Origin of the sequence: Paraburkholderia ferrariae NBRC 106233 (genome assembly GCF_000685035.1) — a bacterium.
Lineage (GTDB): Bacteria > Pseudomonadota > Gammaproteobacteria > Burkholderiales > Burkholderiaceae > Paraburkholderia > Paraburkholderia ferrariae.
On sequence record NZ_BAYB01000002.1, the window covers coordinates 447885 to 474102 of the forward strand.

The following is a 26218-nucleotide window of genomic DNA, read 5'->3' on the forward strand; positions in this document are numbered from 1 at the left end:
CGGCGACATCGCCCAGGCACTGCTCTGGCTGATGGAACCGGTTCCATTTCTTTCGTGAATTCTACAGCAATTCTCTACGGGGCCTGAAGCGATCGTTGCCGGTCGCCGGACGGAAGGGGGAACCTGGAGGCAATCAGCAAAAAAGAAGGCCCGCGTGCAAGCTGCAGGCGGGCCGATCCATGCTCGGGTGACATGGCGGGAAATGGGACCGGCGGGGCCGGCGGAACCGGCAGGTCCGGTGCGCGAGTCAGCGCGCGCCGGAGGCATTCAGGCGGCCGAGCGCTCCTCGTTGAAAGCGGTGTCGGCCTGAATGCGCTCGATCTGATCCATCAAGGCATCGATCGTGCGGAATTGGATGTGCGAAAGCTGGGCGCCGTCCATCAGCGCCGAGAGGCGCCGGTGCCAGTAGTCGGCGGTCAGGATCGGAACGCCGCTGGCGGTTTGCAGCGACGGAATCATGATGCGCGAAATATGCGCGATTTCCTGGTCGATGAGTTTCATGCGTGCCCCCCGCGGTGCAAGTCAAGTCTTATGTTCTTTGCAGCCTTGTCAGCACTCTAGCTGTCTGATCTGGTCTGCATAGCTATCAGATCGGATAGGTCGGGGAACCCCGCAGGGCCGCTCGTTCGTTGACCGAAAGACCCTGTAAACAAGATGAAAATAAGGCGGAGGAGGAAATACTTAGTGATGCCATCCGTGACCCTCCGTGACGCCTGCGAGTGTAATCGATACCAACGGCTACCGGCGCTGCGATTGGCGTGGGGCAAAAGATTATGTGGCGTGGGTCTGCGCGCGCTGTCCCATGACGAAGCGGTGGCCGTCGGGCGTCGCGAGCGTCATTTCGCGCATGCCGTACGGCAGGTCCCTGGGCGCTTCGAGCACGATGGCGCCATGCTGCGCGAACTCGCGGTAGAGGCTGTCGATATCGTCCACCTCCATGTAGCCGAAATAGTTGTGGTCGCCGGTCTGCTCGGCCGGCATCGCGTCGGGGCAGTTCCCGAGCATCACGCGCACGCTGCCGCGCGTGACGAGACGCCAGTCGTCGCCGTCGCTCCATTCGACGGCAAAGCCCAGCGCGTCGTGGAAATAGGCGGCGCTGCGATCGATGTCCGGCACGGCCAGCACATAGGCAAACGGACGGGGCGCGCTCGCTTCGGTCATGAAAGAGTTCTCCTGGTTGCATCGCTTCGCGCGGCCGCGCGCCGAAGCGTTCGATGGGGAATGACGTCCTGGCTCGAACGTCTTGACACGAATTTACCAGGTGAAACTAGCCATTAGCTTACAACCCTCTCACAGCGCGGGGGGGGCGCCGCGCCCGCGCATTGGCCGCGCGGCGATTACATGCCATGTAATTGGCCTGATTCCGGCCGGCCCCTACTCTTGGCCTGTCGCGTCGCCATCCGGGTGGCGCTCACTGCCAGGGAGCTATCATGTCCAACTTTCCCGTCTATACGATCGAAACCGCGCCGGCCCAGTCGAAGCCCGTGCTCGAGCAACTGCAGCAGGTCTTTGGCCTGATCCCGAACATCGCGGGTGCGATGGCCGCCTCGCCCGTGCTGATCGGCGGGTTCATCGGCCTCTTCCAGCGCGTGCATTCGGGCAGCCTGAACGAGCGCCAGATCCAGACCTTGCTGCTCACCAACGCCGTCACGAACGCGAGCGAATGGCCCGTTGCCTTTCACACCGCGCTCGCGCTCAAGGAGGGGGTGGACCCTGCCGATATCGATGCGATCCGCCACGGCGCGCTGCCGGCCGATGCGGGACTCGCCGCGCTCTCGCGGCTCGCGCGCACGCTGATCGAAAAGCGCGGCCGTCTTGCCGGCCCGGACCAGCAGCGCTTTCTGGAAGCGGGCTTTAGCGCGGAGCAGATCCTCGAGGTCGTCGGGGTCGTGGCGGCATCGACCATCACGAATTACACGGCCAGCGTGACCCAGCCGCCGCTCGAAGCCGTTTTCGAGGCGCACGTCTGGCGCGCGCAAGCCGCCTGAGTCCGCTCCGTTCAACCTTTGAGAGGGCAATCCGATGAATGCCACCCGTCCCGATCCCAAGGCGCAGGGCGAACTGGGCAACCTGCTGCGCTATTGGCGGGACGTGCGTGGCGTGAGTCAGCTCGGTCTGTCGTTCGAGGCCGGCATTTCGCAGCGGCAGATCAGTTTTATCGAAAGCGGGCGCAGCGTGCCCGGCCGCGAAACGCTGCTGATCCTCGCGCAAACGCTCGACGTGCCGCTGCGCGAACGCAACGCGCTGTTGCTCGCCGCAGGCTACGCGCCGGTGTATTCGGAAGCGGCATGGAACGCGCAGGAGATGAGCAGCGTGGTGCGCGCGGTGGAGCGGGTGCTGCGCCAGCATGAGCCGTTTCCGGCGATGGCGATGGACCGGCACTGGAACGTCCTCATGGCCAACGACTCGGCCCCGCGTTTTTTCAACTGCTTTATCGACATGGCGGCGCGCACGGGACCGCGCAACGTGCTGCATCTGATGTTCGATCCGCAGGGGATGCGCCCGTTCGTGGACGACTGGGAGAGCGTTGCGCGCAGCCTGCTGCAACGGGTGCATCGCGAAGCGGTGGGGCAGGTGGTGGACGGCGGCACGCAGCATCTGCTCGACCAACTGCTCGCGTATCCCGGCGTGCCGCGCGACTGGAAGACCCATCGCGGGCCGGGTGCTGCGCCCGGTATGCCGATGATACCGATGGGCTTCGTCCGTGACGGCGTCGTGCTGCGCTACTTCTCGATGGTTACGACCGTGGGGACGCCGCAGAACGTGGCAGCGCAGGAGCTGCGTCTGGAGTGCATGTTTCCCGCCGACGAGGAAACGGAAGCGCGGCATCGGCGGTTGCTGGCGGCGCATTCAATGAACGGCTAAAGCGACAGGGATGACATGATTCTCGTCCGGCAAGAGGTGTGTGCAATCGGGTATGGGCGATCGGGTATGTGAAATCAGGTGTGTGAAATCAGGCGAAAAAAGCGGAATCATGAAAGCACGAAAAAATAGCGCGAAGCGGCTCGTCGTTCTCGGTCTTGTTGTGGGTGCGGGCGTTGTCGCCGCGCATGCCCACGCGGAAGGCCCGGTGGATTGCCGCAAGCTCGGCGAGGCAACCGGCGGCCCCGACGATAACTTCAGGCCGCCGCTTTCCGCTACCGTGATTGGCCAGGGCCGCGCCTATTTTCACTCCGCGCCCGATTCGCAGTGCATCACGAAGCGTGTCTTCATCGTGCCCGGCGATTCGGTGACGGTCTACAAGCCGTATAAGAACTGGTATCAGGTGATGTATATCAACGGCAAAACGGGAGCGGATTTCGAAGGGTGGGTGGAAGCGGGGCGCCTGAAGACCGGGGACGCCATGGGCGGCGACCAGTAACGCGCGGCGCCGGTCTCCAACCGCGTCACGTCAGCCACCCCGGCGCCCGTTCGGCCAGGAACTCCACGAAATGCCGGATCTTCGGCAGCGGCTGCCAATCCTGCCGGTACAGCACATGCACCGGCCGTGCCGCCGGCGCCACTTCGTCCAGCACGCTCACCAGCGATCCCGCCGCGAGTGCGTCTGCCACCAGAATGTACGGCTGCAGGAGCAGCCCCGCACCGCGTATCGCGGCCTGCTTGAGCGCGAGTCCGTCGTTGCACACGAAGCTCGTTTCGTCGGGCCACCGGCTCTCTCCCGCCAGGCGCCAGCCGTTGCGCCGGTTCCAGACCCTATGCCCGAGACAGCGGTGGGCCGCGAGATCGTCGAGCGAGCGCGGTACGCCGTGTTGCGCGAGGTAGGCGGGCGCCGCGCAGATCGCCATGCGGTAAAGCCCCGCTGGCCGTGCGACCAGATCGAGATCCGGCGCCAGTTCGCCGACCCGCACGGCCACGTCGAATCCCTCGTCGATCAGATCGACCACGCTGTTGCTGAGATCCAGTTTGATGCGCACGTTCGGCCACAGCAACTGAAACTCCGCCGCGAGCGGCGCGACCACGCACGCGCCCAGGGTGGTGGCCGCCGTGATGCGCAGGCGCCCGCGCGGCGCTTCGCGCAGCCGCTCGACGGAGGCCTCGGCCTGCGCCAGTTGCTCCAGCACCTTGCGGCTTTCGTCGTAGAAGCGCCGTCCCGCGTCGGTCAGGCTCTGCGTGCGCGTGTTGCGCTGAAGAAGCTGGGCGCCCAGGTGCCGTTCGAGTTGGCCGACGTATTTGCCGACCATCACGGGGCTCAGGTCGAGCTGCCGGGCCGCGGCGCTGAAGCTGCCGCTATCCACGGCCGCCACGAAGACCTCGATACTGCGCAGTCGATCCACGATTACTAACTCCTGGTTAGAAGTGAGAAAAATTATCGGCTATTTATTCCTTTTGATGTTGGCCCGATAGTGAGGGTTCCGATTTCCTTTGAATGGAGTGCAGTTCATGAAGATCCTCGTCGTAGGCGGCGCCGGCACCGTGGGCCGAGCCATTGTCGAAAACCTGAGCGCCGCCGGGCATACCGTGCTGAGCGTGGGCCGCTCCTCGGGCGAGCACCGGGTGGACATCACGAGCGACGCCAGCGTGCGCGCGCTGTTCGAGCAGGTCGGGCGGGTCGATGCGATCGTCTCCGCCACGGGCCATCTGTTCTTCGGGCCGCTTTCGCAGATGAGCGCCGAGCAGTTCGATATCGGCCTGCAGGACAAGCTGCTGGGGCAGGTGCGGCTCGCCCTGATCGGCCAGCACTATCTGAACGAAGGCGGCTCGATCACGCTCACGAGCGGCATCGTGGGCGAGGAGCCCATCGCCCAGGGCGTGAACGCCACCACCGTCAATGCCGCGCTCGAAGGGTTCGTGCGTGCCGCCGCCACGGAACTGCCGGGGCGCCGCATCAATGTTGTCAGTCCAACCGTGCTGACCGAGTCGTGGGACGTGTTCGCGAGCTACTTCCCCGGCTTCGAGAGCGTGCCGGCCGCCCGCGTGGCGCTCGCGTACCGGCGCAGCGTGGAAGGCGTGCAGACGGGGCGTGTCTATCGCGTGGGGTAAGCGCGCGGGGCGGGAGAGGGGACAGTACCAGACAAACCCTAACAAATATCAAAGTTGTTTGACAACAATGGGGGTGGGTGCTACTGTGCGGACTATTGACAACCCTCTATCCCGCACGAGGCCTCATGAACGTGTCCCCGATTGTCGAGAGCGAATTCGCCTCGACGGTGATGGCCGTACCCCCGCTGGCACGCCGCCCCGACCTGACGCTCGACGTCGAAGAAAACCGCCGGCTGATCCGTCACATGGAGGCGGGCGGCATCCGCACGCTGCTTTACGGCGGCAATGCCAATCTCTATCACGTCGCGGTCAGCGAATATCGCGAGTTGCTTGACATGCTCGCCGGCCTCACGGGCGAGCAGACCCGCGTGATCCCGGCCATCGGCCCGGACTTCGGCAAGATGCTCGACCAGGCGCGCATTCTCGCGCAGACCTCGTACCAGACGGCGATGGTCCTGCCGCTGGCGGGCTTCACCACGCCGGCCGGCGTGGAAGCCGGCCTCAAGCGCATTTCGGACACCGCCGGCATTCCGCTCACGCTCTATATCAAGAGCGAAGACTACGTGGACGCGGACACGCTCGCGCGCCTCGTCGACAGCGGCACGCTGATTGCGGTGAAGTACGCCATCGTGCGCGAAGACCCGGCCGACGATCCCTACCTGCGCCGCCTGCTGGAGCGCGTGCCGGCTTCGAAGGTCGTCTCGGGCATGGGCGAGCGCCCGGCGCTCGTGCATGTGTGCGACTTCGGCCTCGCCTCGTGGACCACGGGCTCGGGCTGCATCGCGCCGCACGCCGTGACGGCGCTCCTCGCCGCGGCGAAGGCGGGCCGCGCGGAAGAGGCGCAGCGCCTCTACGACCGCTTCTTGCCGCTCGAAACGCTGCGCGACGACATTTCGCTGATCCGCGTGCTGCACGACGCCGTCACGCTGTCGGGCATCGGCAACATGGGCCCGATCCTGCCGCTCCTGAGCGGCTCGCCGGAAGCGGAACTGCCGGCCATCGAGCAGGCCGCGAAGGCACTCCTCGCGTTCGAGAACTCGCTCGCGCAGAGGGCCTGCGCGTGAGCGCAGGTTGCCGGTAAAGGAACACACGGAGCGAACATGCAGATATCCGGAACCATGCTGCTGGGCGCGGACGCCGTGCGCGGCAGCCAGGGCGAAATGCGGGCCTTCGCGCCCGCGCTCGGCCAGGAGATCGAACCGGCCTTTGGCTTGGGCGGCACGGCCGACGTCGAGCGCGCCTGCACGCTGGCCGCAGACGCGTTCGACCCCTTCCGCACCGCGCCGCTCGAAACGCGCGCGCGTTTGCTGGAAGCGATTGCCGAGCGCATTCTCGCCATCGGCGACGCGCTGATCGAGCGCGCGCATCTCGAATCCGCGCTGCCCAAGGCGCGCCTCGAAGGCGAGCGTGGCCGCACGGTCGGCCAGTTGCGCCTGTTCGCCTCGCTGGTGCGCGACGGCCGCTGGTGCGGCGCCGTGCTCGATTCGGCGCTGCCCGAGCGCAAGCCTTTGCCGCGCTCCGATCTGCGCGCGCAGCGCATCGGGCTCGGCCCCGTGGCCGTGTTCGGCGCGAGCAATTTTCCGCTGGCGTTTTCGGTGGCGGGCGGCGACACCGCTTCGGCGCTTGCCGCCGGTTGCCCGGTGGTCGTGAAGGCGCACCCGGCGCACCTCGGCACGTCCGAACTGGTGGGCCGCGCGATCCAGCAGGCCGTGGCGGACGTGGGCCTGCCCGGCGGCGTGTTCTCGCTCGTCTTCGGCGGCGGCAACGCGATCGGTGAAGCGCTCGTCGCGCATCCGGCCATCAAGGCGGTGGGCTTCACGGGCTCGCGCGGCGGCGGTCTCGCGCTCGTGCGGATCGCCTCGCAGCGTCCGGAGCCGATTCCCGTCTATGCTGAGATGAGCAGCATTAATCCGATGTTCGTGCTGCCCGCGGCGCTGGCCGCGCGCGGCGAGGCACTCGCGAAGGGTTTCGTCGAGTCGCTCACGCTGGGCGTGGGGCAGTTCTGCACGAACCCGGGTCTCGTGCTCGGCTTCGACGGCCCGGACCTCGACCGCTTCGTGAGCGATGCCGCTACGGCGCTCGCGCAGAAGACCGCGCAGACCATGCTGACGGCAGGCATCGCGGCGAGCTACCGCAAGGCGGTGGACGCACGCGTGCAGCAGCCGGGCGTGGAGCGCGTAGCGGAGGGTACACAGCCTGGCCCGCAGTCAGACCCGCACTGCGCCGCCCAGCCGATGTTGTTCAAGACCACGGCTGCGCAGTTTCTTGCCCAGCACGCGCTGGCCGAGGAGATCTTCGGACCGGTGTCGCTCGTGGTGGCGTGCCGCGACGAAGCGGAACTGCTGCGCGTGGCCGGGCATCTGGAAGGGCAGTTGACGGCAACGCTGCAGATCGACAGCGGCGACTACGCGCTCGCCCGGCGCCTCTTGCCGGTGCTGGAGCGCAAGGCGGGCCGCATTCTCGCGAACGGGTTCCCCACGGGCGTCGAGGTCTCGTACGCGATGGTCCATGGCGGGCCGTTCCCGGCCACGTCGGATGCGCGCACGACTTCGGTGGGCGCGATGGCGATCGAGCGCTTCCTGCGCCCGGTCTGCTATCAGGATCTGCCGGCGGAACTGCTGCCGCCGGCCGTGCAGGACGGCAATCCACTCGGGCTGTGGCGCTTGCGCGACGGGGAACTGATGCGCGGCTAGTTGCCGTGACGGGCTGGCGGCCAGGGCCGTCAGCCCGCTTGCCGGACCGGCGCCAACGAAGCGCCGGCAGGCATCCGGGATTAGGCTTTACGTTGCTTGACAACTTGCCATGTGGTTCGGCATCCTGTGCCGCAGGCCTGAAAGAGCCAAAACGGGTGGGCCGCCAAGAGCACATTCCATAAACAAGACGTGAGGAGATGCGATGTTCGAAGGACGCTTGTCGGCCAGGCTTCTGGCCCTGTGTGTGGCGGCCGCGGCGACGCTCGGCATGAGCGCGGCGCACGCCGATCCGGTATCCCTGAACATAGTGGACGTGGCCGGCAATCTGCAACTGACCCAGAAGGCCTTCGAGGCGTTCAAGGCCAAATATCCGAACCTCGTCTCCAACATCACCTACACCAATGCGCCCGCGCCGCAACTGCCGGGCAAGATCAAGGCGATGCAGGCCGCCGGCCGCGCCGACATCGACCTCGTGCTGACCGGCACCGACGCGCTGGCGGCCGGCATCGAACAGAACCTGTGGGTCAAGCTGCTGCCTGACAACTCGGCGGCGCTGCCGGGCGTGCTCGATCACTACGCGCCGGGCCCGCGCAAGATGCAGGAGCTCGCACAGGGCTATGGCCTCGAAGTGGCTTACATGCCGGCCGGCCCGCTCATCGAATACAACCCGGCCAGGGTGCCGAACCCGCCGCATACGCCCGAGCAACTGCTCGCCTGGTGCAAGGCGAATCCGGGCAAGCTGATCTATGCGCGCCCCGCCAATTCGGGCCCGGGCCGCACCTTCCTGATGGGGCTGCCCTATCTGCTCGGCGACAAGAATCCGCAGGACCCGGTCAACGGCTGGGACAAGACCTGGGCATTCCTCAAGGAACTCAACGCCTGCGTGCCGTATTACCCGGGCGGCACCTCGGCGGTGATGAAGGAACTGGGCGAAGGCTCGCGCGACATGACCGTGACCGTGACGGGCTGGGACATCAATCCGCGTGCGCTCGGCATCGTGCCCGCCGACTTCAAGGTGCAGGCCTTCGACAACATGACGTGGGTGAACGACGCCCAGTACATGGTCATTCCCAAGGGAGTTTCCAAAGAGAAACTCGCCGTGCTGCTCAAGCTCATGAACTTCATGCTCGAGCCGCAGCAGCAGGCCATGACCTATGACGACGGTTACTTCTATCCGGGTCCGGCCGTGGCCGGCGTCACGCTGAACATGGCGCCGAAGGAAAGCCAGGACGTGATCGCGAAGTACGGCCGCCCCGAGTACGCGAAGTGGCTGGCGGCGTACCCGCACGTCGTGCCGCTTTCCGCGCAGGCGATGGTGGCCGCCTTCCAGAAGTGGGACCGCGAAGTGGGTGCGGCCAAGTCCCAGTAATGTAACGACGCCGCGAGGCGCGGAGGGCGCCGCCCACCACGCCTCGCCTCGCCCCTACGTGTGCCCATGCAGGTCAGGAACATGCCATGAAGCATTCTTTCGATCGTTTGCGTCTGGATTCGGTGTGCCGAAGTTTCGCGAACGCTGGCGGGGCGCAGCTCGCCGCGCTTTCGGGCCTCGATCTCGACATACGCCGCGGCGAATTCATCGCCCTGCTCGGGCCGTCGGGCTGCGGCAAATCGACGGCACTCAACTGCATCGCGGGTCTGCAGCCGCTCACGAGCGGCAGCATCTGGCTCGACGAAACGCGCATCGACGTGCTGCCGCCGGAGAAGCGCGGCTTCGGCATGGTGTTCCAGAACTACGCGCTCTTTCCGCACATGAGCGTGCTGGAGAACGTGGGCTTCGGGCTCAAGATGCGCGGCATGCCGCGCGACGAGGCGATGCGCCGCGTGCGCGAGGCCTTGCAGCTCGTGCAGCTCGCCGGTCACGAAAACAAGCTGCCGGGCCAGCTCTCGGGCGGCCAGCAGCAGCGCGTGGCGATTGCGCGCGCCATCGTGATCGAGCCGCCGCTCGTGCTGATGGACGAACCGCTTTCCAACCTCGACACGAAGCTGCGCATCGAGATGCGTGCCGAAATCCGCCGCATCCATGGCCAGCTCGAACGCGCGACGATCTACGTGACGCACGACCAGGACGAAGCGCTTTCGATGGCGGACCGCATCGTCGTGATGAAAGAGGGCGTGGTGCAGCAGGTGGCCACGCCGAAGGAGATCTACGGGCGGCCCGCGAATCTGCACGTGGCGCGCTTCATGGGCTATCGCAACGTGCTGCCGTTTTCGACGGCGGGCGAGCGCGGCGATCATATTGCTCTGACCTCGGCCGGCGTCACGCTGACCGGTGTGGCGATGGGCGACGTGGATGCCAGCGGGATGTCCGTGGCGATGCGGCCCGAGGACTTCGAGCGCGCCACGCCCGGGGACGCGAATGCCTTTGACGTGGAAGTGGAACTGGTCGAATACGGCGGCCGCGATTCGCTGCTGCTCGCCAACGCGCCGTTCGGCAAGCTGTGGGCGCGCGTGGCCGGCGAATTCGAGGCGGGCGAGCGCGCCACGCTGCGCGTCGCGCCGTCGCGCGTACTGGCCTATGCGGAGCGCGCAGCATGAGCACGCTCGCTTCCACGCCCGCGAAGAAAATGCCGCACGACACGCGCGGCTGGCTCGTTGCCCCCGCGCTCGGGTGCATCGTCGCGCTGTTCCTCTATCCGTTCGCCTACGGCCTCGTGCTCTCGTTCAAGCCGATGAACGGCGGCGGCATGCTGGCCAACTACGTGCAGTTCTTCACGGACCTCTCGCTGTGGCCCACGGTGTTCGTCACGCTGAAGCTGGCCGTGCCCGCGACCGTCATCAACGTGGGGCTCTCGCTGCCGGTGGCGTTCGCGCTGCGCCGCAACTCGCCGTACCAGAAGCTCGTGACGACGCTGCTCGTGATTCCCGTCACGCTCGGCACGGTGCTGATCGCGGACGGCATGCTGAGCTATTTCGGCCCGAACGGCTGGTTCCCGCAGGCGCTCCACGCGCTGCATCTCTACACGAACGAAGAGGTGCGCCTCACGCATAACTACTGGGGCGTGCTGATCTCGCTGATCGTTTCGGGTTTTCCGTTCGCGTTCCTGCTCACGCTTTCGTATGTGACCGGCATCGACCCGACGCTCGCGCGCGCCGCTGCCACGCTCGGCGCGGGACCGTGGCAGCAGTTCCGGCAGATCTACCTGCCGCTTCTCGCGCCCGGCCTCACGATGGCCGCGTGCCTCTCGTTCGTGCAGGCGTATTCCGTGTTTCCATCGGCGGTGCTGCTGGGCGCGCCCGCAGGCCCCACGCGCGTCATTTCGATCGCGGCCGCGGAGGCTGCGTTCGAGAGCTACGACTACTCGCTGGCCTCGACCATTGCGATCGTCATGGGCTTCGTGCAACTCGTGGTGGTGGCGGCCATGCTGGGCCTCAAGCGCTCTTTCTATGCGGGCCCGGTGAGCGGAGGGAAAGGCTGATGACCGCGCATCAACGCAACGCGGCCGGACTTCACGCCGGCGCACCGGCTTCGGACGAGCATCCGGAGAAGGCCGCTCCTGCCGCGGCCGCGGTCGCGGCCAGGCCGCCCGCGCGCCTGCCAGGCTTGCTGTGGAAGGGCGTTGTCTGGGGCGGCATGGTGTTTTTTCTCGTCAACGTGCTGCTGCTGATCGCGACGGTGGGCGTGAACTCCATCGCCACGCGCTGGTTCGGCACGCCGCTGCCGCAGGGCTTCACGCTGCACTGGTATGCGCAGGCATGGCGCGACTTCCAGCTTTCCAGCGTGCTGTGGGTGACTTTCGAAGTGGTGGGCGCCGTCGTGCTGCTCTCCATCGCGCTCGGCGTGCCCGCAGCCTATGCGCTCGCCCGCGCGCAGTTTCCGGGCAAGCGCATGGCCATGCTCGTGTTTCTGCTGCCGCTGATGGTGCCGCCCGTCACCTACGGCATTCCGATGGCGACCGCGATGTACCGCTTCGGCCTGGCGGGCACGCTCCCCGGCGTGATTCTCGCGAACCTCGTGCCCGCGCTGCCGTTCGTGATTCTCGTGATGACGCCGTTCATCGAGCAGATCGACCCCAACCTCGAATCCGCCGCGCGCATTTTCGGCGCCAACACGCTGCGCTATTTCCGCTACGTCCTGCTGCCCCTCCTCGTGCCGGGCATGCTGGCGGCGGGGCTGCTCGTGCTGGTGCGCACGATCGGCATGTTCGAACTCACTTTCTTTACCGCCGGACCCGACACGCAGACGCTCGTCGTCGCGCTGTACTACGCGGTGTTTTCGACCGGCGTTCGCGCGCCGCAGTCGATCGACGCCATGGCGATGATCTATATGGCGATCACGCTTGCGTGGGTGCTGGTGGCGCTGCAGTTCGTGAGCCCGACACAGCTCGTGTCGCGCGTGAAGGAGCAGCGCTGACCGGCAACGGCGGCCACCCCCAACAGGACATAGCTGGCAGACCCTGGAGCAAGGCAACATGAGCAACAAGCGTAAGACCCCTGAAGAACTGCGCAGCCACCGCTGGTATGGCGTGAACGACCTGCGTTCGTTCGGCCACCGTTCGCGGACCGCGCAGATGGGCTATAGCCGCGAGGAGTACGCGGGCAAGCCGGTGATCGCGATCCTCAATACGTGGAGCGAGATCAACCCCTGCCATACGCACTTCAAGCAGCGCGTGGAAGAGGTCAAGCGCGGCATCTGGCAGGCCGGCGGCTTTCCCATCGAGCTGCCGGTGCAGACGCTCTCCGAGCCGTTCCAGAAGCCCACCACCATGCTCTACCGCAACTTCCTCGCGATGGAAGTGGAGGAGACGCTGCGCTCGTATCCCGCGGATGGCGTGGTGCTGATGGGCGGCTGCGACAAGACCACGCCGGCGCTGCTGATGGGCGCGATCTCCGTGGACCTGCCGGCGATCTTCCTGCCCGCGGGCCCGATGCTCAACGGCAACTGGAACGGCGTGACGCTCGGCTCCGGCTCGGACACGTGGAAGTACTGGGCCGACCTGCGCGCGGGCAAGATCACGGAACAGGACTGGAAGGGCGTGGAAGGCGGCATTGCCCGCTCGCCGGGCCACTGCATGACCATGGGCACGGCATCGACCATGACGAGCGCGGCCGAAGCGCTGGGCTTCACGCTGCCGGGCTTCGCCTCGATTCCCGCACCGGATTCGCGCCACGCGCAGTATGCGGCGAAGACGGGCATGCGCATCGTCGATATGGTGTGGGAAGACCTGAAGCCCTCGGACATCCTCACGCGCAAGTCGGTCGATAACGCGGTGACGACCTGCCTCGCGCTCTCGGGCTCGACCAATGCGATCGTCCACATGATTGCGCTCGCGCGCCGCGCCGGCGTCGATCTCACGCTCGCGCAATACGACGAGATCGCGCGCCACACGCCGGTGCTCGCGAACGTTCGCCCGACCGGCAAGTACCTCATGGAGGACTTCTACTATGCCGGCGGCCTGATGGCGATGCTCAAGGAGCTGGGCGAGCGGATCGACGGCACGCAGCGCACCGTGAACGGCAAGACGCTGGGCGAGAACATCGCCGAGGCGCAGATCTTCAACGACGACGTGATCCGCCGCCGCCGCAACCCGGTGATGCCGGACACGGGGCTTGCCGTGCTGCGCGGCAACCTCGCGCCGGACGGCGCGGTCATCAAGCCCGGCGCCGCCGAAGCGCATCTGCACGTGCATACGGGCCGGGCCGTGGTGTTCAAGGACTACAACGACATGGCCGCGCGCATCGACAGCGAAGAACTCGACGTCGATGAAAACTGCGTGATCGTGCTGCAGCACGCGGGCCCCATCGGCGCGCCCGGCATGCCCGAGTGGGGGCAATTGCCGATTCCGCAGAAGATTCTCAAGAAGGGCGTGCGCGACATGCTCCGCATCTCGGACGCGCGCATGAGCGGCACGAGCTATGGCGCATGCGTGCTGCACGTTGCGCCGGAGTCGTTCATCGGCGGCCCGCTCGCGCTCGTTCAGGACGGCGACATGATCGAGCTCAACGTGCCGGAGCGCCGCCTGAACGTGCTGATCTCCGACGAAGAACTGGCGCGCCGCAAGGCCGCATGGGTCGCGCCCGAGCCGCGCTTTACGCGCGGCTACGGTGCGATGCATCAGATGCACGTGATGCAGGCCGACAAGGGCTGCGATTTCGATTTCCTCCAGCGCGACGGTGCCGGCGGCGCATGCGCGAGCACCGGCGGCGAGCCCGAGATTCACTAGGCAGGCGTATCCGGTATGAAGGTGTGAGGCGCGGGGGAACTGCGCTTCACACAGGTTGGAGGAGCCAGGTTCGAGCGTAGTAGAAAAAAGCGTAGTTAAACCATAAAGACTAAATTCAGGAGTACAGATGAAGAAAACACTATTGGCATCAACGCTGGGTCTCGTCGCACTGGGCGCGCAAGCCCAGAGCAGTGTCACGCTGTATGGCATCGTCGATACGGGCATTGGCTATCAGAGCAGCGGCACGTCGCTCGGCAAGACTTCGGGCGGCGCGTCGTCGGTGAAGATGGTGCAGGGCGTGTGGGCCGGCTCGCGCTTCGGCTTCAAGGGCAGCGAAGATCTGGGCGGCGGCACGCGCGCAATCTTCCAGCTGGAGGAGGGCTATAACTCGTCCACCGGCGCCGAATCGACCTCGGGTCTGATGTTCAGCCGCGGGGCCTATGTGGGTCTTGCGAACCAGAACTACGGCTCGCTCACCGCGGGCCGCCAGTACGCCCCGTACTACTCGCTGCTCGCGCCGTACAGCCCCACCACCTGGCTTACCGGCGCCTATGGCGCGCACCCGGGCGACCTCGATTCGATGGACACGATCTATCGCATCAACAACGCGCTCATCTATACCTCGCCGAACCTCGCGGGCTTCACCTTCAGCGGCATGTATGCGCTGGGCGGTGTGGCGGGCAGCACGGGCGCGGGCCAGTCGTGGAGCCTCGCAGCGAACTACATCCACGGTCCCGTGGGGCTTGCCGTGGGCTTCGAGCGCCTGAACAACTCGACGAACGGCGGCGGTGCGTGGGGCGCGAATTCCACCGCGTCGAGCAACGGCGAGCCCGGCGTCTCGGGCATCACGAACGGCTATCAGACCGCGGCGGCACAGCAGCGCTTCGCGGTGACGGGCGGCTATACGTTCAATTCCCAGTGGGATATCTCGGCTTCGTATTCGAACGTGCAGTACGTGGCGGGGGCGGGTTCGAAGTTCCTCGACACGGCGATCTGGAATACGGGCGGCGTCGTGCTGCACTACAAACCGCTCACTACGCTGGACCTCGCGGCGGGCTACAGCTATACGCGTGCGGCGAAGGCCAATGGCGTCACGAGTGCGGCTTCGTATCAGCAGTACAATCTTTCGCAGTACGTGACGTTGTCCAAGCGCACCGGCATCTACTTCGTCGAGGCGTATCAGCGCGCGGGCGGCCAGACGCTGGGCACGAACGGCGCGGGCGACATCATCAATGCGACGGCCGATATCGGCGACGGCCAGAACAGCGCGCCTTCGTCGTCACGCAGCCAGGTGGCGGGCGCGGTGGGCATCATTCACCGCTTCTGATGGCCTGGTGTCCACTCCAGTGGAAAGTTTGACGGCGGCGCCTTGAGGTGCCGCCGTTTTTTTTGATTTTTTCGGCTGGCGAGGCGCCACGGCCATCCCGGCTCAGTGGTCGGTCGAAATCGTAACCGGCTCCCACGTGCGAATCTCTTCCTGCAACGCCGACAACTTGTCGCGCACCAGACCCAGTGCATCGCTGCCGAGCAGGAGATGGACCGGCGGGCGCTCCGCAGCGATTGCAGCGAGCATTGCCCGCGCGGCTTTCCTGGGGTCTCCCAATTGCTTGCCGCTCTTTTCCTCGCGCGCCTGGCGAATGGGGTTGAATATCGCGTCGTAGTCCGAAATTGAACGGGGCGTGCGCGTCATCGAGCGGCCTGCCCAGTCGGTGCGGAACGAGCCCGGCGCCACGGCGGTCACGGCAATACCGAATGGTGCGACCTCTTTTCCGAGCGCCTCGGAAATGCCTTCCAGCGCGAACTTGCTCCCGCAGTAGTAGGCAATGCCAGGCATCGTGATGTAGCCGCCCATCGACGTGATGTTCAGAATGTGGCCGCGCCGGCGCTCGCGCATGAAGGGCAGCACGGCCTTCATCATGGCGACCGCGCCAAAGACATTCACGTCGAACTGCTGACGCATCTGCGCCAGAGGCGATTCTTCCATGATGCCTTCGTGACCATAACCGGCGTTGTTGACCAGGACGTCGACAGGCCCCACGCTGGCCTCGATCTCCGCCACAGCGCCCTCGATGGCTTCGAAGTCGGTCACGTCCAGCACACGTGCAAAGGCCGCCGTGGCAGACAGGGACTCGAAATCGCGCTTTGCCTGCGTACTCCTCACGGTCCCGACCACCGTGTGACCGTCCGCCAGCGCCTCTTGCGCGAGCGCGCGGCCAAAGCCGCTGCTCACGCCCGTAATAAGCAGAATCTTGCTGGATGCCATGGAAACTTCTCCCGAATGTCGATTGAAGCATGCATACTAGTCTCGTGAATGAGGTGCCATCAGCCGAATTTCGCTGTATTTATTGCCTAAAACTATGAGCACGAAACGCGTCGCCTCTCGCCGTTCGAATCTGTCCTCTCGCAGCAGGAAACGCATGGTGGCCCTGCTGCGCGCGCTGGCGCCCGAGGAGGGCTATAACCTGACGTCGCTGCCGAGCGTGCGCATCCTGCGCTCGAACCGGGCGTTGTCGCGCACCCCGGTGCTGTACGACCCCGGCATCGTGATCGTTTGTCAGGGCCGCAAGCGAGGCTACTTCGGCGACCAGCGCTATCTATACGACGAGGATCACTATCTGGCTGTGTCCGTGCCGGTTCCGTTCAGTATGGAAACCGATGCCACACCGGAGCGCCCGCTACTCGCCCTGTATCTGCACCTCGATTTTGCGCTCGCCGCCGAACTGGCGGCACAGATCGACGGCGAAGGGGCAGCGCCGGGTGCGGAGGCGCCGCAGAGCATGATGTCCACGCCGATGGACGACGCGATGCAGGGGTCGGTGCTGCGCTTTCTCGAAGCGCTGCATCGTCCGCTCGAAGCCGCCGTGTTGGGACCTGGCCTGCTGCGCGAACTGTACTTCCGCGTCTTCACCGGCGCCCAGGGGGAATCGATGCGGGAGGCGCTGGCAATGCGGGGGCAGTTCGGCAAGATCGGGCGGTCGCTGCGCCTGATCCACGCGGGCTACACGCAGCCGCTGGACGTGCCGCAACTGGCCGAGGCAGCGGGCATGAGCGTGCCGAGCTTTCACAGCCACTTCAAGGCGATCACGCAGGTCTCGCCCATGCAGTACGTCAAGTCGACGCGTCTGCATCAGGCTCGTTTGCTGATGGTGCGGCAGGATCTGACCGCGGAGGCGGCAAGCTACGCCGTGGGCTATACGAGCCCTTCGCAGTTCAGCAGGGAGTTCAAGCGCCTGTTCGGCTTGACGCCCGCGGCGGAAGCGAAGCGCGTGCGCGAGGGCTTCGCCATGCCGGAGGCGTTTGCCGATGCGGTTTATGTGTCGTCCCACTGAGCGCGACGCGCTTGCTTCCATGACGGAGCTGCACGGGCGTATCGACAGGGGCGGACGTCGAAGCTTTCATATTCTTACAAATCAGTATCCTCAATCCTTACAATGTCATTAAAATGAGCCGCGGCCCGCAGCCGCTCTCCCGCGTCGCTGCGGGCGACCCTGCGGCTACCGCCCTGTCTCAAGAGCATTGCAAAGGAATTTTTCTTCATGGAAACCCAGGCCGATCCGGTCGTATCCTCCGCGCACGACACGCGGCGGCGTGTGCTTGCCATTGTCGGCGCCTCGTCGGGCAACCTCGTCGAGTGGTTCGACTTCTACGTCTATTCGTTCTGCGCGCTGTATTTCGCCCCCGCGTTTTTTCCGAACGGAAACACGACCACCCAGTTGCTGAACACGGCCGGCGTGTTCGCGGCGGGTTTCCTGATGCGGCCGATCGGCGGCTGGCTGTTTGGCCGCATCGCCGACCGGCACGGCCGGCGCACCGCGATGATGGTGTCCGTGCTGATGATGTGCGCCGGCTCGCTCGTGATCGCCGTGCTTCCCACTTACGCGCAGATCGGCGCGCTGGCGCCGCTGGTCCTCTTGATCGCGCGTCTGTTCCAGGGCTTGTCGGTGGGCGGCGAGTACGGCACGAGCGCGACCTACATGAGCGAGGTCGCCCTCAAGGGGCGGCGCGGCTTCTTCGCGTCGTTCCAGTACGTGACGTTGATTGGCGGCCAGCTTTGCGCGCTGCTCGTGCTGGTCATCCTGCAACAGGCGCTCTCGACCGAAGAGCTCAAGGCCTGGGGCTGGCGCATTCCGTTCGTGGTGGGCGCCGCGGCGGCGCTCGTCTCGCTGTATCTGCGCAAGTCGCTCGACGAGACTTCGACGAGCGAGTCGCGCCACAAGAAGAACGCGGGAACGATCCGCGGCGTGTGGCAGCACAAGGGCGCCTTCCTGACCGTGATGGGCTTCACGGCGGGCGGCTCGTTGATCTTCTACACGTTCACGACTTACATGCAGAAGTATCTGGTCAACACCGTCGGGATGCATGCGAAGACCGCCAGCAACGTGATGACCGTGGCGCTGCTCCTGTACATGCTGATGCAACCGCTCTTTGGCGCGCTCTCCGACAAGATCGGCCGCCGCATGTCGATGATTCTGTTCGGCTCGTTTGCGGTCGTCGGCACGGTGCCGTTGATGCATGCGTTGAAGGACGTGACCAGTCCCGTCGCCGCCGGCGTGCTGATCACGATCGCGCTCGCCATCGTCAGCTTCTATACCTCGATTAGCGGGCTCATCAAGGCCGAGATGTTTCCCCCGGAAGTGCGCGCGATGGGCGTGGGCCTCTCGTATGCCGTTGCGAATGCGATTTTCGGCGGGTCAGCCGAGTACGTCGCGCTGTGGTTCAAGTCCATCGGCAGCGAGGAAACGTTCTATTGGTACGTGACGGCGCTGTGCGCGGTCTCGCTGATCGTGTCGTATCGCATGCGCGACCCGAGCCGGGAAGGGTATCTGCGGCACGAGCCGTGATTCTGGCCTGCGCGTTTCTTGTTCGCTTATTCGCGCGCGAAGTTGAGTTCCACGCCGTTGCCGGCCGGATCGGAGAAGAAGATTTGCCGCTGGCCGGTCATCGGCACATCGTCGCAGGCGAACCGGATGTCGAAGTTTTGCAGGCGCTCGATCGTCGCCGGCCAGTCCGTGCACGAGAAAGCAACGTGGTCGAACGTGTTTCGCGCGGCCGCGTTGCGTTCTTCTTCAGGGGCGGCTTCCGAGAGATGCAGGATGTCCTTTTCGCCGGCGTAGAGCCAGTAACCGAAACTTCTGAACGGCGGCCGGTTGCCGACCCGCAGGCCCACGACGTTCACATAGAAGTCGCGTAGCGTGTCGAGGGTAGCGCGGTCCGCGCGGAGGTTGTAATGGCTGAAGCCGGTGACGGACATGGCGAAGGCTCGCGGGGTAGGCGGGCCTTCTATTTTATCGCCGGTGGCGAACGGGCGTGGCGCAGTGCATCAGCGTCCCTCGAAGCGCGGCGCCCTGCGCTGCGCAAAGGCGTCGAGCCCCTCCTGCATATCGGCGCTTTCGCACGCTATGCGGCGCAGTTCCGCAATGCGCTCCATGGCGTCCACGGGCAGCGGTTGCAGATCTTCAAGAATGCGCAATTGCTCCTTCACTGCCTGGATCGCGAGCGGTGCCTTGGCGGCGATCCCGCGTGCCATTTCCAGCGCGCTCGCCTGCAGCGCTTCGCGCTCCACCAGCCGGTTGATCACGCCGAAGCGCTCGGCCTGCGCGGCATCCAGGGGACGCGCGCAGAAGAACATGTCCTTCAGTACGTGAATCGGCAGGTTGTTGAAGAGGCGCAGCAGGCCACTCGTCGTGTACGGCAGGCCGATGTTCGCGGGCGTCATCGTGAAGCGCGCGCTCGCATCGGCAACGATCAGGTCGCAGCTCATCGCCAGATCGACCGCGCCGCCCCATACCGTGCCCGACACCATCGCAATCACCACGCCCGGATAGCTGCGCACCCGTCGCAACGCTTGCTCGAGCGGTTTGCCCCACGCAAGCGGGTCGCGGTCTTCGGCCAGTTCGCCCAGGTCGTGCCCCGCGCTCCAGACGTCTTCGCCAACGCCGCTGCCCAGCATCACCACCGGCACGCGCTGTTCGGCGAGCGCGGCAAGACGCGCATCCAGCGCATGGAGCAACCCGGCGCTGAGCGCGTGCCGCCGCGAGGGATTGCGAAACACCACGCTTGCGATGCGTTCGTCGATCAACTCGACGTTCACGCTGACCGGTTCGACCGCCTTCATCACGCGACTCCTGCTTCGAGGGTATGCGCCGGCATGCCCGGCGCCTGATAGACCACGCCGGCAGCGACCAGCGCGTCGAGTTTCGTATCGTCAACACCGGCTTCGCGCAGCACGTCGCGGCTATGCTCGCCCAAGGCCGGCGGTGCGTGGCGGCTTGCCTCGCGTGCAGCCGGTTCGCCTTGCGATGCTACGCCGAACACCGGCGTCGGGATCTGGCGCAGCGCACCCAGCGTCGCGTGGTCCACGGTCTCCACGAGCTTGCAGTGCGCTACCTGCGCGTCCGCGAACACTTCGTCGAGCGTATGAATGGGGCCGGCCGGCAGGCCCGCGTTCACGAATAGTTCGGTCCATTCGCGTTTGCCGCGCGTTTTCAGGCGTGTTTCGAGCAGGGCCTTCAGCGCTTCGCGATTCGCCACGCGCGTTTCGTTCGTCGAGAAACGCGGGTCGCCGGGCAAATGCGGCAGATCCAGCACGTGGCACAGACGCAGCCACATGTCGCCGGTAATCGGCGCGATGTTGAGCGGGCCGTCTGCCGTTTCGAACACGCCGTACGGCGCGATGACCGAGTGCGCGTTGCCGGTGCGCCGCGGCACGTCGCCGAGGCTCAGGTAGCGCTGGCCGTGCACGCTCAGGAGGCCCACGAGGCTCGCGAGCAGCGAGGTGCTCACGTGCTGGCCGCGCCCCGTGCGCTCGCGCTCGTAGAGTGCCGAAAGGATCGCCATGGCGAGCCACATGCCGGCGCTCAGGTCGCCGATGGCCGTGCCGGTGCGCGTGGGCTCGCCATCGGCGAAGCCGGTCAGGCTCATCATGCCCGAGTAGCCTTGTGCGATCTGGTCGAAGCCCGGCCAGTCGGCCAGCGGCCCGGTATCGCCGAAGGCGTTGATGCTGCCCATCACGAGGCGCGGGTTGCGCGCGGCGAGCGCTTCGTAGCCGAGCCCCATGTTCTCGATCGTGCCCGGCTTGAAGTTCTCGATCACGACATCGGCACCGTCGATCAGCGTGCGCACCGCGTCGAGTCCGCGCGGGTCGCGCAGATCGACGCACAGGCCGCGCTTGTTCCGGTTGCACGAGAGGTAGTACGTGCTGATGCCGCGGTCGAACGGCCCCCATGCGCGGCTCATGTCGCCGTGCGGGCCGGCTTCGACCTTCACGACATCGGCGCCGAGATCGGCGAGCACCATCGAGCAGAACGGCCCCGAGAGCGCGCGCGTCAGATCGACGACCTTGATTCCTTGTAACGATTGCATCCGGTGTCTCCAGGCGGATAGTGAGTGTGGTGAGTGTGGGCGCTATTCGGGCAGCGTGTCGTGCCGGGTTTCGACGGCGAACGGCAGGATCAGCATGCCGATGGCGAACGCGGCGGCCGTCCACGCCACGGGCACGCCCAGCGAGCCTTGCCAGTGGATCGCGGCCGCGAGCAGGAAGTTGACGCCCGCGCCGATAAAGCGGCCCACGGAGGCGTTGAAGGCGAAGGCGGTGGCGCGCACGCGGGTGGGGTACTGCTCGGGCAGCCAGAGCGAGAAGATCGCGAAGTTGCCGCCGAAGAAGCCCAGCAGGGCAAGCGAGGCCATGAAGAGGCCGAGTCCGTTCGGCAGATAGAAGGCCCAGCCGAACGCGATGACGATGGAAGCGGCCATGCCCGCGAAATACACGCCCAGCGCCGCGCGCCGGCCGATGCGCTCCGCGAGCCAGGGGGCGACGAGACAGCCCGCGACGGTCGCGAGCGAAAGGATGGCCGCGCCGATCGAGGCGAGCCGCACTGTGCCCATGTGATCGATGCCGGCACGCGTGGCGAGTGTGACGACGGCACTTGCTTCGTACACCGAACCAGCCCACAGGCCGACGATGGCAACGCCCACGAGCGCGGCGCTCGTAACGGTGCGGCGCAGGAGCGCGCCCGTGAAAATGACGCGCAACGGCGAGGACGCAGTTGTTGCCGGTGCTTCGTCCGCTGTTGCGTCCGCTCTTGCGTCAGCCGCTGCATTCGTCGTGCGGTTGGCCGCCTTGCGCCATTGTCCGGGCTCCTTCACCTTGAGCACGGTGAAGATGGCGAGCAGTGCAGGAGCGAGGCCGCAGAGAAACATGGCGCGCCAGCCGTAGGTCGCGCCTATGGTGTAGTTGAGCCACGCGGCGAGGAAAAAGCCGAGGTAGTAGCCCGTCTGCAGATAGCCCGCGCCCATCTTGCGGCGGTCCTCGGGCCAGCTTTCCGCGACATAGGTGCCGGCAAGCGCCCACTCGCCGCCCACGCCGATGCCCGCGATGAGCCGGAATGCCGCGAGCTCCCAGACGTTGTGCGCGAACGCTGCGGCCCCCGTGAACACGGAGTAGATGAGGATGCTGGCGGCGAGCGTGCGCACGCGACCGAAGCGGTCGGCGAGCGGCCCCCAGATAAACGAGAGTCCCCAGCCGATCAGGAAGAGCGCGAACAGGATCGAGCCGTACATGCCGAGGTTGCCGGGCGTGGCGGCAATGCCCGAATTGGGCAGGAGTTCGGTGAGCGCGGGCACCAGCACGAGTGCGTAGATCACGGAATCCACGCCGTCCAGCACCCAGCCGAGGTAGACGGCCCAGAAACCGCCGATCTGCTCGCGCGTGAGCGGCGTGCGGCGCGCCTTGATGCCGCCGGCGGACGCCGCGGCGATGGCTTTTTGCATCGTTGTCTCCTTTCGTTGTGATGGCCCGGGCGAGAAGGGAAGCAGCAGGACATCTGTTTTGTCAGCCGAGTATAGGGAGCGACGCAATCGCCGAAAAATATGATATTCCTCTAGGGTGAGCGTTTTTTCTTATGGCGACGGGAGCAGGGAGCGAGATGGATCTGCGGCAACTGCGGTACTTCGTGAAGGTGGTCGAATTCGGCAACGTGACGCGCGCGAGCGAGGCGCTGCACGTCGCGCAGCCGGCGGTGAGCCAGCAGATCCGCAATCTGGAAAGCGAGCTGGGCATGCAACTGCTCGAACGCAGCACCCAGGGCGTGGCGCCCACGGCCGCCGGCCAGACGCTGCATCGTCATGCGCTGGATCTCCTGCGTCAGGCCGACCGCACGCGCGACCTGCTGCTGCAGGACGCGGAGATGCCCCAGGGCAAGGTCTCGGTGGGCTTGCCGTCGAGCACGTCGCGCGTGCTCGCCATCCCGCTCGCGCGCACGATACGCGACCGCTATCCGGGCATCGTGCTGGAGTTGATCGAGGCGCCCACGGCCGATCTCGCCGAACTGGTCGGCAGCGGCCGGGTGGATCTCGCGGTGGTGGCGGACGCCGTTCCGGCGCGCGGCGTGCGTGCCGAGCCGCTGCTTGCCGAGGTGCTGTACCTGATCGCGTGGCCGGAGTTCGAACTGCCCGAGGAGCCCGTGAGTCTCGCGGCGCTCGCGCGCATGCCGATGATTCTGCCGAGCGCGCCGAACACCATACGCAGCCGCGTCGAATGGGCGCTGCGCGAAGCCGGGCTATCGTGCGAGATCCTGTTCGAGGCCAGTTCGACGGCGCTGCTCTTTGCCGCGGTGCTCGCGCGGCTGGGCGTGACGATCCTGCCGTGGACCGCCGCGCACGTGGAACTCGACGAACACAAGCTCAAGCTCGCGCACGTCGATCACCGGCTTTTCAAGCGCGACCTTTCGCTCTGCTGGCGCGATACGGCGCTCGTCAGCAACCCGGTGCAGAAGGTGAAGGGGGTGATGCTCGAACTGTTCGAGCGCCTGAGCCGGCGGCCCGAGTGGGCAGTGCCTGTGCGTTGAGTCACGCGCGGCGCAAAAAGCCCAACCCCGCGCTCCGGGGAGCGCGGGGTTGGGCGGCAGTTCATTGGCAGACCGAAGCGACGGCTTGTGAGCCGACGCCGCGGCGGTCAGGCGGTCAGGTGGTCAAGCACTGCGCTTGCCGCGCGCTTCGGGCGGCGTGAAGTCGATACTGGCAAACCCGCCGCCCTGGTAGCGCTGCCCCACGGCATCGAGCGGATTGGGCTGCTTGAGGATGGCTTCGGCATAGTCCTCGGCATTCTGCTGCGGGTGGTAGCCGAGCCGTTCGGCGTCGTTCTCGGCGCCGCTCTGGATCCAGTAGCTGCGCGTGTTGTTCGACACGCCCCACACCACTGCGAAGCCGATCTCGGGCACGTCGATCACGCGGTCCACGAGCTGGAAGAAGTCGTCGTGGCCGAGCCACGTGCTCAGATGGCGGAACTCGGTGGGCTTGTCGAGGCAACTGCCGATACGTACGCACACCGTTTCGATGCCGTGCTTGTCCCAGTAGAGCCGCGCGAGCGACTCGCCCCAGGCTTTCGAGAGTCCATAGAAGCCGTCCGGGCGCAGCGCGCAGTCGAGCGTGAGCTTTTCTTCCACCGGGTACATGCCGATCGCGTGATTCGAGCTTGCGAACAGGATGCGCTTCACGCCATGGCGGCGCGCGCCCTCGTAAACCTCCACCAGCCCGCGCAGGTTGTTCTCGATGATCTCGGGCAGCGGGCGCTCGACGCTCGTGCCGGCCAGGTGGATCAGCACGTCCACGCCTTCCAGCAGGCGGTCGACCACTGCGCGCTCGCGCAGGTCGCCGTGCATGACGTCTTCGCCTTCCACGAGCGGTTCGAGCGGCTTCGAACCGGCGGCGGAGCGCAGATTCACGCCGCGCGCGAGGAGTTCGCGCCGCAGCACGGTGCCGAGCTGGCCGGCCGCGCCGGTCAATGCAACTTTCTTCACGGTGGGATTACCTCACAATAAAACGCCGAAAGCCGGCGCCCCGGAGGGCGCCGGCCGAAAACTCAGGCCTTCACGCTTTGCGCGTTTTGCAGCGCGGCGCTGGCCGCATCCGCTTTTTGCTGATCGGAAACCAGCCGCCATGCAACGATGGCGCCGACCACGTCGAACAGCATCAGGCAGACGAACAGCGGGTTGTAGCCGATGGTGCCGGCCAGCGCCCCGACGATCAGCGAGAAGATCGTGGCGCCCAGGTAGCCGAACATGCCCGAGAGGCCCGTTGCCGTGCCCACCTCATGTTGCCCGAAAATGTCCGAGGCCAGCGTGAAGAGCGCGCCCGAGATGGTCTGGTGAGCGAAGGTGCCGACGCAGAAGAGCGCGATGGCGGCATACGGGCTCGCGACGAGGCCCACGCAGGCCGGTCCGATCATCAGGCACGCGCCGGTCGTGATGACGAGCTTGCGCGAGGTGATGAGCGAGCAGCCGAACCAGCGTATGAAGAGCGGCGCCAGGTAGCCGCCGACCAGGCAGCCGAGATCGGCGGCGAGGAACGGTATCCACGCGAAGAGCGCGATCTCCTTCAGGTTCATGTGGCGCACGGTCACCATGTAGAGCGGAATCCACGCGCCGAAAGTCTGCCATGCCGGTTCGGCGAGCATGCGCGGAATGCCGATGCCCCAGAAGCGGCGCTGCTTGAGCACTTCCTTCCACGAAGGCTTGCCGGCCGGCGAATGTTGGGCGGCCGACTGGCCCGCGCGGATGTAGGCGGCCTCTTCGGCGGAGAGCTTCGGATGCTCGGCCGGCGTCTTGAAGAACACGAGCCACAGGCCCACCCAGATCAGCGCCACACCGCCCGTGAGCACGAACGCGAACTGCCAGTTGTACTTGAGAATGCACCACACGACGAGCGGCGGGGCGAGCATCGCGCCCACCGAGGTGCCGGTGTTGAGCCAGCCCGTGGCGACCGAGCGCTCTTTGGCGGGAAACCACTGGCTGATGGCCTTCATGCCCGCCGGGAAAATCGCGGCTTCGCTCAGGCCGAGCATGCCGCGAAAGACCGCGAGGGTCGGCCAGCTCGTGGCGAGGCCGTGCAGCATGTTGGAGATGGCCCAGCCGAACGCGAAGATGGCGAAACCGATCTTCACGCCCACCGAGTCGAGCACGAAGCCGGCGATGGGCTGCGCAATCGCGTAGCAGGCCTGGAAGGCCGTCACCACGTAGGAGTACTGCTGCGTGCTCATGTGGAGCGTTTGCGTGAGCGTGGGGGCCGCCACGGCGAGCGAGCTGCGCGCCAGGTAGTTGAAGATGGTGCCGATCATGATGAGGCCGATGATCCACCACCGGAGCCCCTTGATAGTCTTGCGTTGCACTGCGTGTCTCCTGTGTCGGCCCCGGGCAGCGGCGGTTGCCACGGCGGGGGGCCGGGATGGTTTGTGTGCCTGGCGTCGCTTGTAAAACCTCGATGGGGTGAACGGCCGTGTCAGCCCCGTCATGTAAGACATCATTCTATTTGCGCGAAAGTTGTAAAGCAAATCTGTTGCGGTCGGGATTTGCCCTGGGTCGCGGGGCCGGCCGGCGGGCTCTGGGGCTT

At 66.0% G+C, this 26218-nt stretch carries 25 protein-coding genes; 15 read left to right on the forward strand and 10 right to left on the reverse strand.

The window, feature by feature from the left end; translation table 11 throughout:
• Nucleotides 1-267 precede the first annotated feature (267 nt).
• Complete coding sequence (locus BFE01S_RS02350) at nt 268-501, reverse strand: hypothetical protein (RefSeq protein ID WP_028224208.1); 234 nt, start codon at nt 499-501, stop codon at nt 268-270.
• A gap of 270 nt (nt 502-771) precedes the next feature.
• Nucleotides 772-1161, reverse strand: coding sequence for a VOC family protein (locus tag BFE01S_RS02355; RefSeq protein WP_028224209.1), 390 nt, complete (start codon nt 1159-1161; stop codon nt 772-774).
• Nucleotides 1162-1430: 269 nt separating this feature from the next.
• On the opposite strand from BFE01S_RS02355, the gene BFE01S_RS02360 reads away from it, so the two are divergent.
• The 3 genes from BFE01S_RS02360 to BFE01S_RS02370 all read left to right on the forward strand — a co-directional run bounded on the left by BFE01S_RS02360 (nt 1431) and on the right by BFE01S_RS02370 (nt 3361).
• Nucleotides 1431-1988, forward strand: coding sequence for a carboxymuconolactone decarboxylase family protein (locus BFE01S_RS02360; protein ID WP_028224210.1), 558 nt, complete (start codon nt 1431-1433; stop codon nt 1986-1988).
• Between the two features lie 34 nt (nt 1989-2022).
• Nucleotides 2023-2865 carry a helix-turn-helix transcriptional regulator gene (locus BFE01S_RS02365; RefSeq protein WP_028224211.1) on the forward strand — a complete coding sequence of 281 codons (843 nt, stop codon included), beginning with the start codon at nt 2023-2025 and terminating at the stop codon, nt 2863-2865.
• A 109-nt stretch (nt 2866-2974) separates the two neighbouring features.
• Nucleotides 2975-3361, forward strand: a complete 387-nt coding sequence (locus BFE01S_RS02370; RefSeq protein WP_028224212.1) for an SH3 domain-containing protein — start codon at nt 2975-2977, stop codon at nt 3359-3361.
• A 25-nt stretch (nt 3362-3386) separates the two neighbouring features.
• Here the strand turns inward: BFE01S_RS02370 and BFE01S_RS02375 are convergent, their stop codons facing one another.
• The gene (locus tag BFE01S_RS02375; RefSeq protein ID WP_028224213.1) at nt 3387-4274 is read right to left on the reverse strand and encodes a LysR family transcriptional regulator; all 888 of its coding nucleotides are present in this window, start codon (nt 4272-4274) and stop codon (nt 3387-3389) included.
• Nucleotides 4275-4380: 106 nt separating this feature from the next.
• Here BFE01S_RS02375 and BFE01S_RS02380 point away from each other — a divergent pair, with 106 nt between their 5' ends.
• The 9 genes from BFE01S_RS02380 to BFE01S_RS02420 all read left to right on the forward strand — a co-directional run bounded on the left by BFE01S_RS02380 (nt 4381) and on the right by BFE01S_RS02420 (nt 15161).
• Nucleotides 4381-4980 (forward strand): short chain dehydrogenase, encoded by a 600-nt coding sequence (locus BFE01S_RS02380; protein WP_028224214.1) that lies wholly within the window; start codon nt 4381-4383, stop codon nt 4978-4980.
• A gap of 125 nt (nt 4981-5105) precedes the next feature.
• Nucleotides 5106-6044, forward strand: a complete 939-nt coding sequence (locus BFE01S_RS02385; RefSeq protein ID WP_028224215.1) for a dihydrodipicolinate synthase family protein — start codon at nt 5106-5108, stop codon at nt 6042-6044.
• 36 nt (nt 6045-6080) lie between these two features.
• Nucleotides 6081-7673 carry an aldehyde dehydrogenase (NADP(+)) gene (locus BFE01S_RS02390; RefSeq protein WP_028224216.1) on the forward strand — a complete coding sequence of 531 codons (1593 nt, stop codon included), beginning with the start codon at nt 6081-6083 and terminating at the stop codon, nt 7671-7673.
• A gap of 202 nt (nt 7674-7875) precedes the next feature.
• Nucleotides 7876-9042: an ABC transporter substrate-binding protein gene (locus BFE01S_RS02395; RefSeq protein ID WP_028224217.1), complete on the forward strand. Its 1167-nt coding sequence runs from the start codon at nt 7876-7878 to the stop codon at nt 9040-9042.
• An 86-nt stretch (nt 9043-9128) separates the two neighbouring features.
• Nucleotides 9129-10208, forward strand: coding sequence for an ABC transporter ATP-binding protein (locus BFE01S_RS02400; RefSeq protein WP_028224218.1), 1080 nt, complete (start codon nt 9129-9131; stop codon nt 10206-10208).
• Complete coding sequence (locus BFE01S_RS02405) at nt 10205-11089, forward strand: ABC transporter permease (RefSeq protein WP_028224219.1); 885 nt, start codon at nt 10205-10207, stop codon at nt 11087-11089. Before BFE01S_RS02400 ends, BFE01S_RS02405 begins: the two co-directional genes overlap by 4 nt.
• The gene (locus BFE01S_RS02410) at nt 11089-12024 is read left to right on the forward strand and encodes an ABC transporter permease (RefSeq protein WP_028224220.1); all 936 of its coding nucleotides are present in this window, start codon (nt 11089-11091) and stop codon (nt 12022-12024) included. Before BFE01S_RS02405 ends, BFE01S_RS02410 begins: the two co-directional genes overlap by 1 nt.
• A gap of 58 nt (nt 12025-12082) precedes the next feature.
• Nucleotides 12083-13834, forward strand: a complete 1752-nt coding sequence (gene araD / locus BFE01S_RS02415; RefSeq protein WP_028224221.1) for an L-arabinonate dehydratase — start codon at nt 12083-12085, stop codon at nt 13832-13834.
• Nucleotides 13835-13961: 127 nt separating this feature from the next.
• Nucleotides 13962-15161: a porin gene (locus BFE01S_RS02420; protein ID WP_028224222.1), complete on the forward strand. Its 1200-nt coding sequence runs from the start codon at nt 13962-13964 to the stop codon at nt 15159-15161.
• Between the two features lie 102 nt (nt 15162-15263).
• On the opposite strand, the gene BFE01S_RS02425 is transcribed toward BFE01S_RS02420, so the two are convergent.
• Entirely contained in the window at nt 15264-16097 is an 834-nt protein-coding gene (locus BFE01S_RS02425) for an oxidoreductase (RefSeq protein WP_028224223.1), read from the reverse strand.
• A gap of 94 nt (nt 16098-16191) precedes the next feature.
• On the opposite strand from BFE01S_RS02425, the gene BFE01S_RS02430 reads away from it, so the two are divergent.
• Nucleotides 16192-17163: an AraC family transcriptional regulator gene (locus BFE01S_RS02430; RefSeq protein ID WP_028224224.1), complete on the forward strand. Its 972-nt coding sequence runs from the start codon at nt 16192-16194 to the stop codon at nt 17161-17163.
• A 207-nt stretch (nt 17164-17370) separates the two neighbouring features.
• Nucleotides 17371-18675 carry an MFS family transporter gene (locus BFE01S_RS02435; RefSeq protein WP_028224225.1) on the forward strand — a complete coding sequence of 435 codons (1305 nt, stop codon included), beginning with the start codon at nt 17371-17373 and terminating at the stop codon, nt 18673-18675.
• A 26-nt stretch (nt 18676-18701) separates the two neighbouring features.
• Here the strand turns inward: BFE01S_RS02435 and BFE01S_RS02440 are convergent, their stop codons facing one another.
• From BFE01S_RS02440 to BFE01S_RS02455, 4 genes are all read right to left on the reverse strand, one after another.
• The gene (locus BFE01S_RS02440) at nt 18702-19085 is read right to left on the reverse strand and encodes a VOC family protein (protein ID WP_028224226.1); all 384 of its coding nucleotides are present in this window, start codon (nt 19083-19085) and stop codon (nt 18702-18704) included.
• 69 nt (nt 19086-19154) lie between these two features.
• Nucleotides 19155-19949: a methylmalonyl-CoA decarboxylase gene (scpB, locus tag BFE01S_RS02445; RefSeq protein WP_042336984.1), complete on the reverse strand. Its 795-nt coding sequence runs from the start codon at nt 19947-19949 to the stop codon at nt 19155-19157.
• Entirely contained in the window at nt 19949-21196 is a 1248-nt protein-coding gene (locus BFE01S_RS02450; protein ID WP_028224228.1) for a CaiB/BaiF CoA transferase family protein, read from the reverse strand. The genes scpB and BFE01S_RS02450 overlap by 1 nt, the downstream gene beginning before the upstream one ends.
• Nucleotides 21197-21238: 42 nt before the next feature.
• Nucleotides 21239-22603 carry an MFS transporter gene (locus BFE01S_RS02455; protein ID WP_028224229.1) on the reverse strand — a complete coding sequence of 455 codons (1365 nt, stop codon included), beginning with the start codon at nt 22601-22603 and terminating at the stop codon, nt 21239-21241.
• Nucleotides 22604-22758: 155 nt separating this feature from the next.
• On the opposite strand from BFE01S_RS02455, the gene BFE01S_RS02460 reads away from it, so the two are divergent.
• Nucleotides 22759-23679 carry a LysR substrate-binding domain-containing protein gene (locus BFE01S_RS02460; RefSeq protein ID WP_028224230.1) on the forward strand — a complete coding sequence of 307 codons (921 nt, stop codon included), beginning with the start codon at nt 22759-22761 and terminating at the stop codon, nt 23677-23679.
• Nucleotides 23680-23802: 123 nt separating this feature from the next.
• On the opposite strand, the gene BFE01S_RS02465 is transcribed toward BFE01S_RS02460, so the two are convergent.
• Both BFE01S_RS02465 and BFE01S_RS02470 read right to left on the reverse strand, forming a co-directional pair.
• Complete coding sequence (locus BFE01S_RS02465) at nt 23803-24630, reverse strand: NAD-dependent epimerase/dehydratase family protein (RefSeq protein ID WP_028224231.1); 828 nt, start codon at nt 24628-24630, stop codon at nt 23803-23805.
• A gap of 62 nt (nt 24631-24692) precedes the next feature.
• On the reverse strand, nt 24693-25997 hold the full coding sequence (locus tag BFE01S_RS02470; protein WP_028224232.1) for an MFS transporter: 1305 nt from the start codon (nt 25995-25997) through the stop codon (nt 24693-24695).
• Nucleotides 25998-26218: the final 221 nt, after the last annotated feature.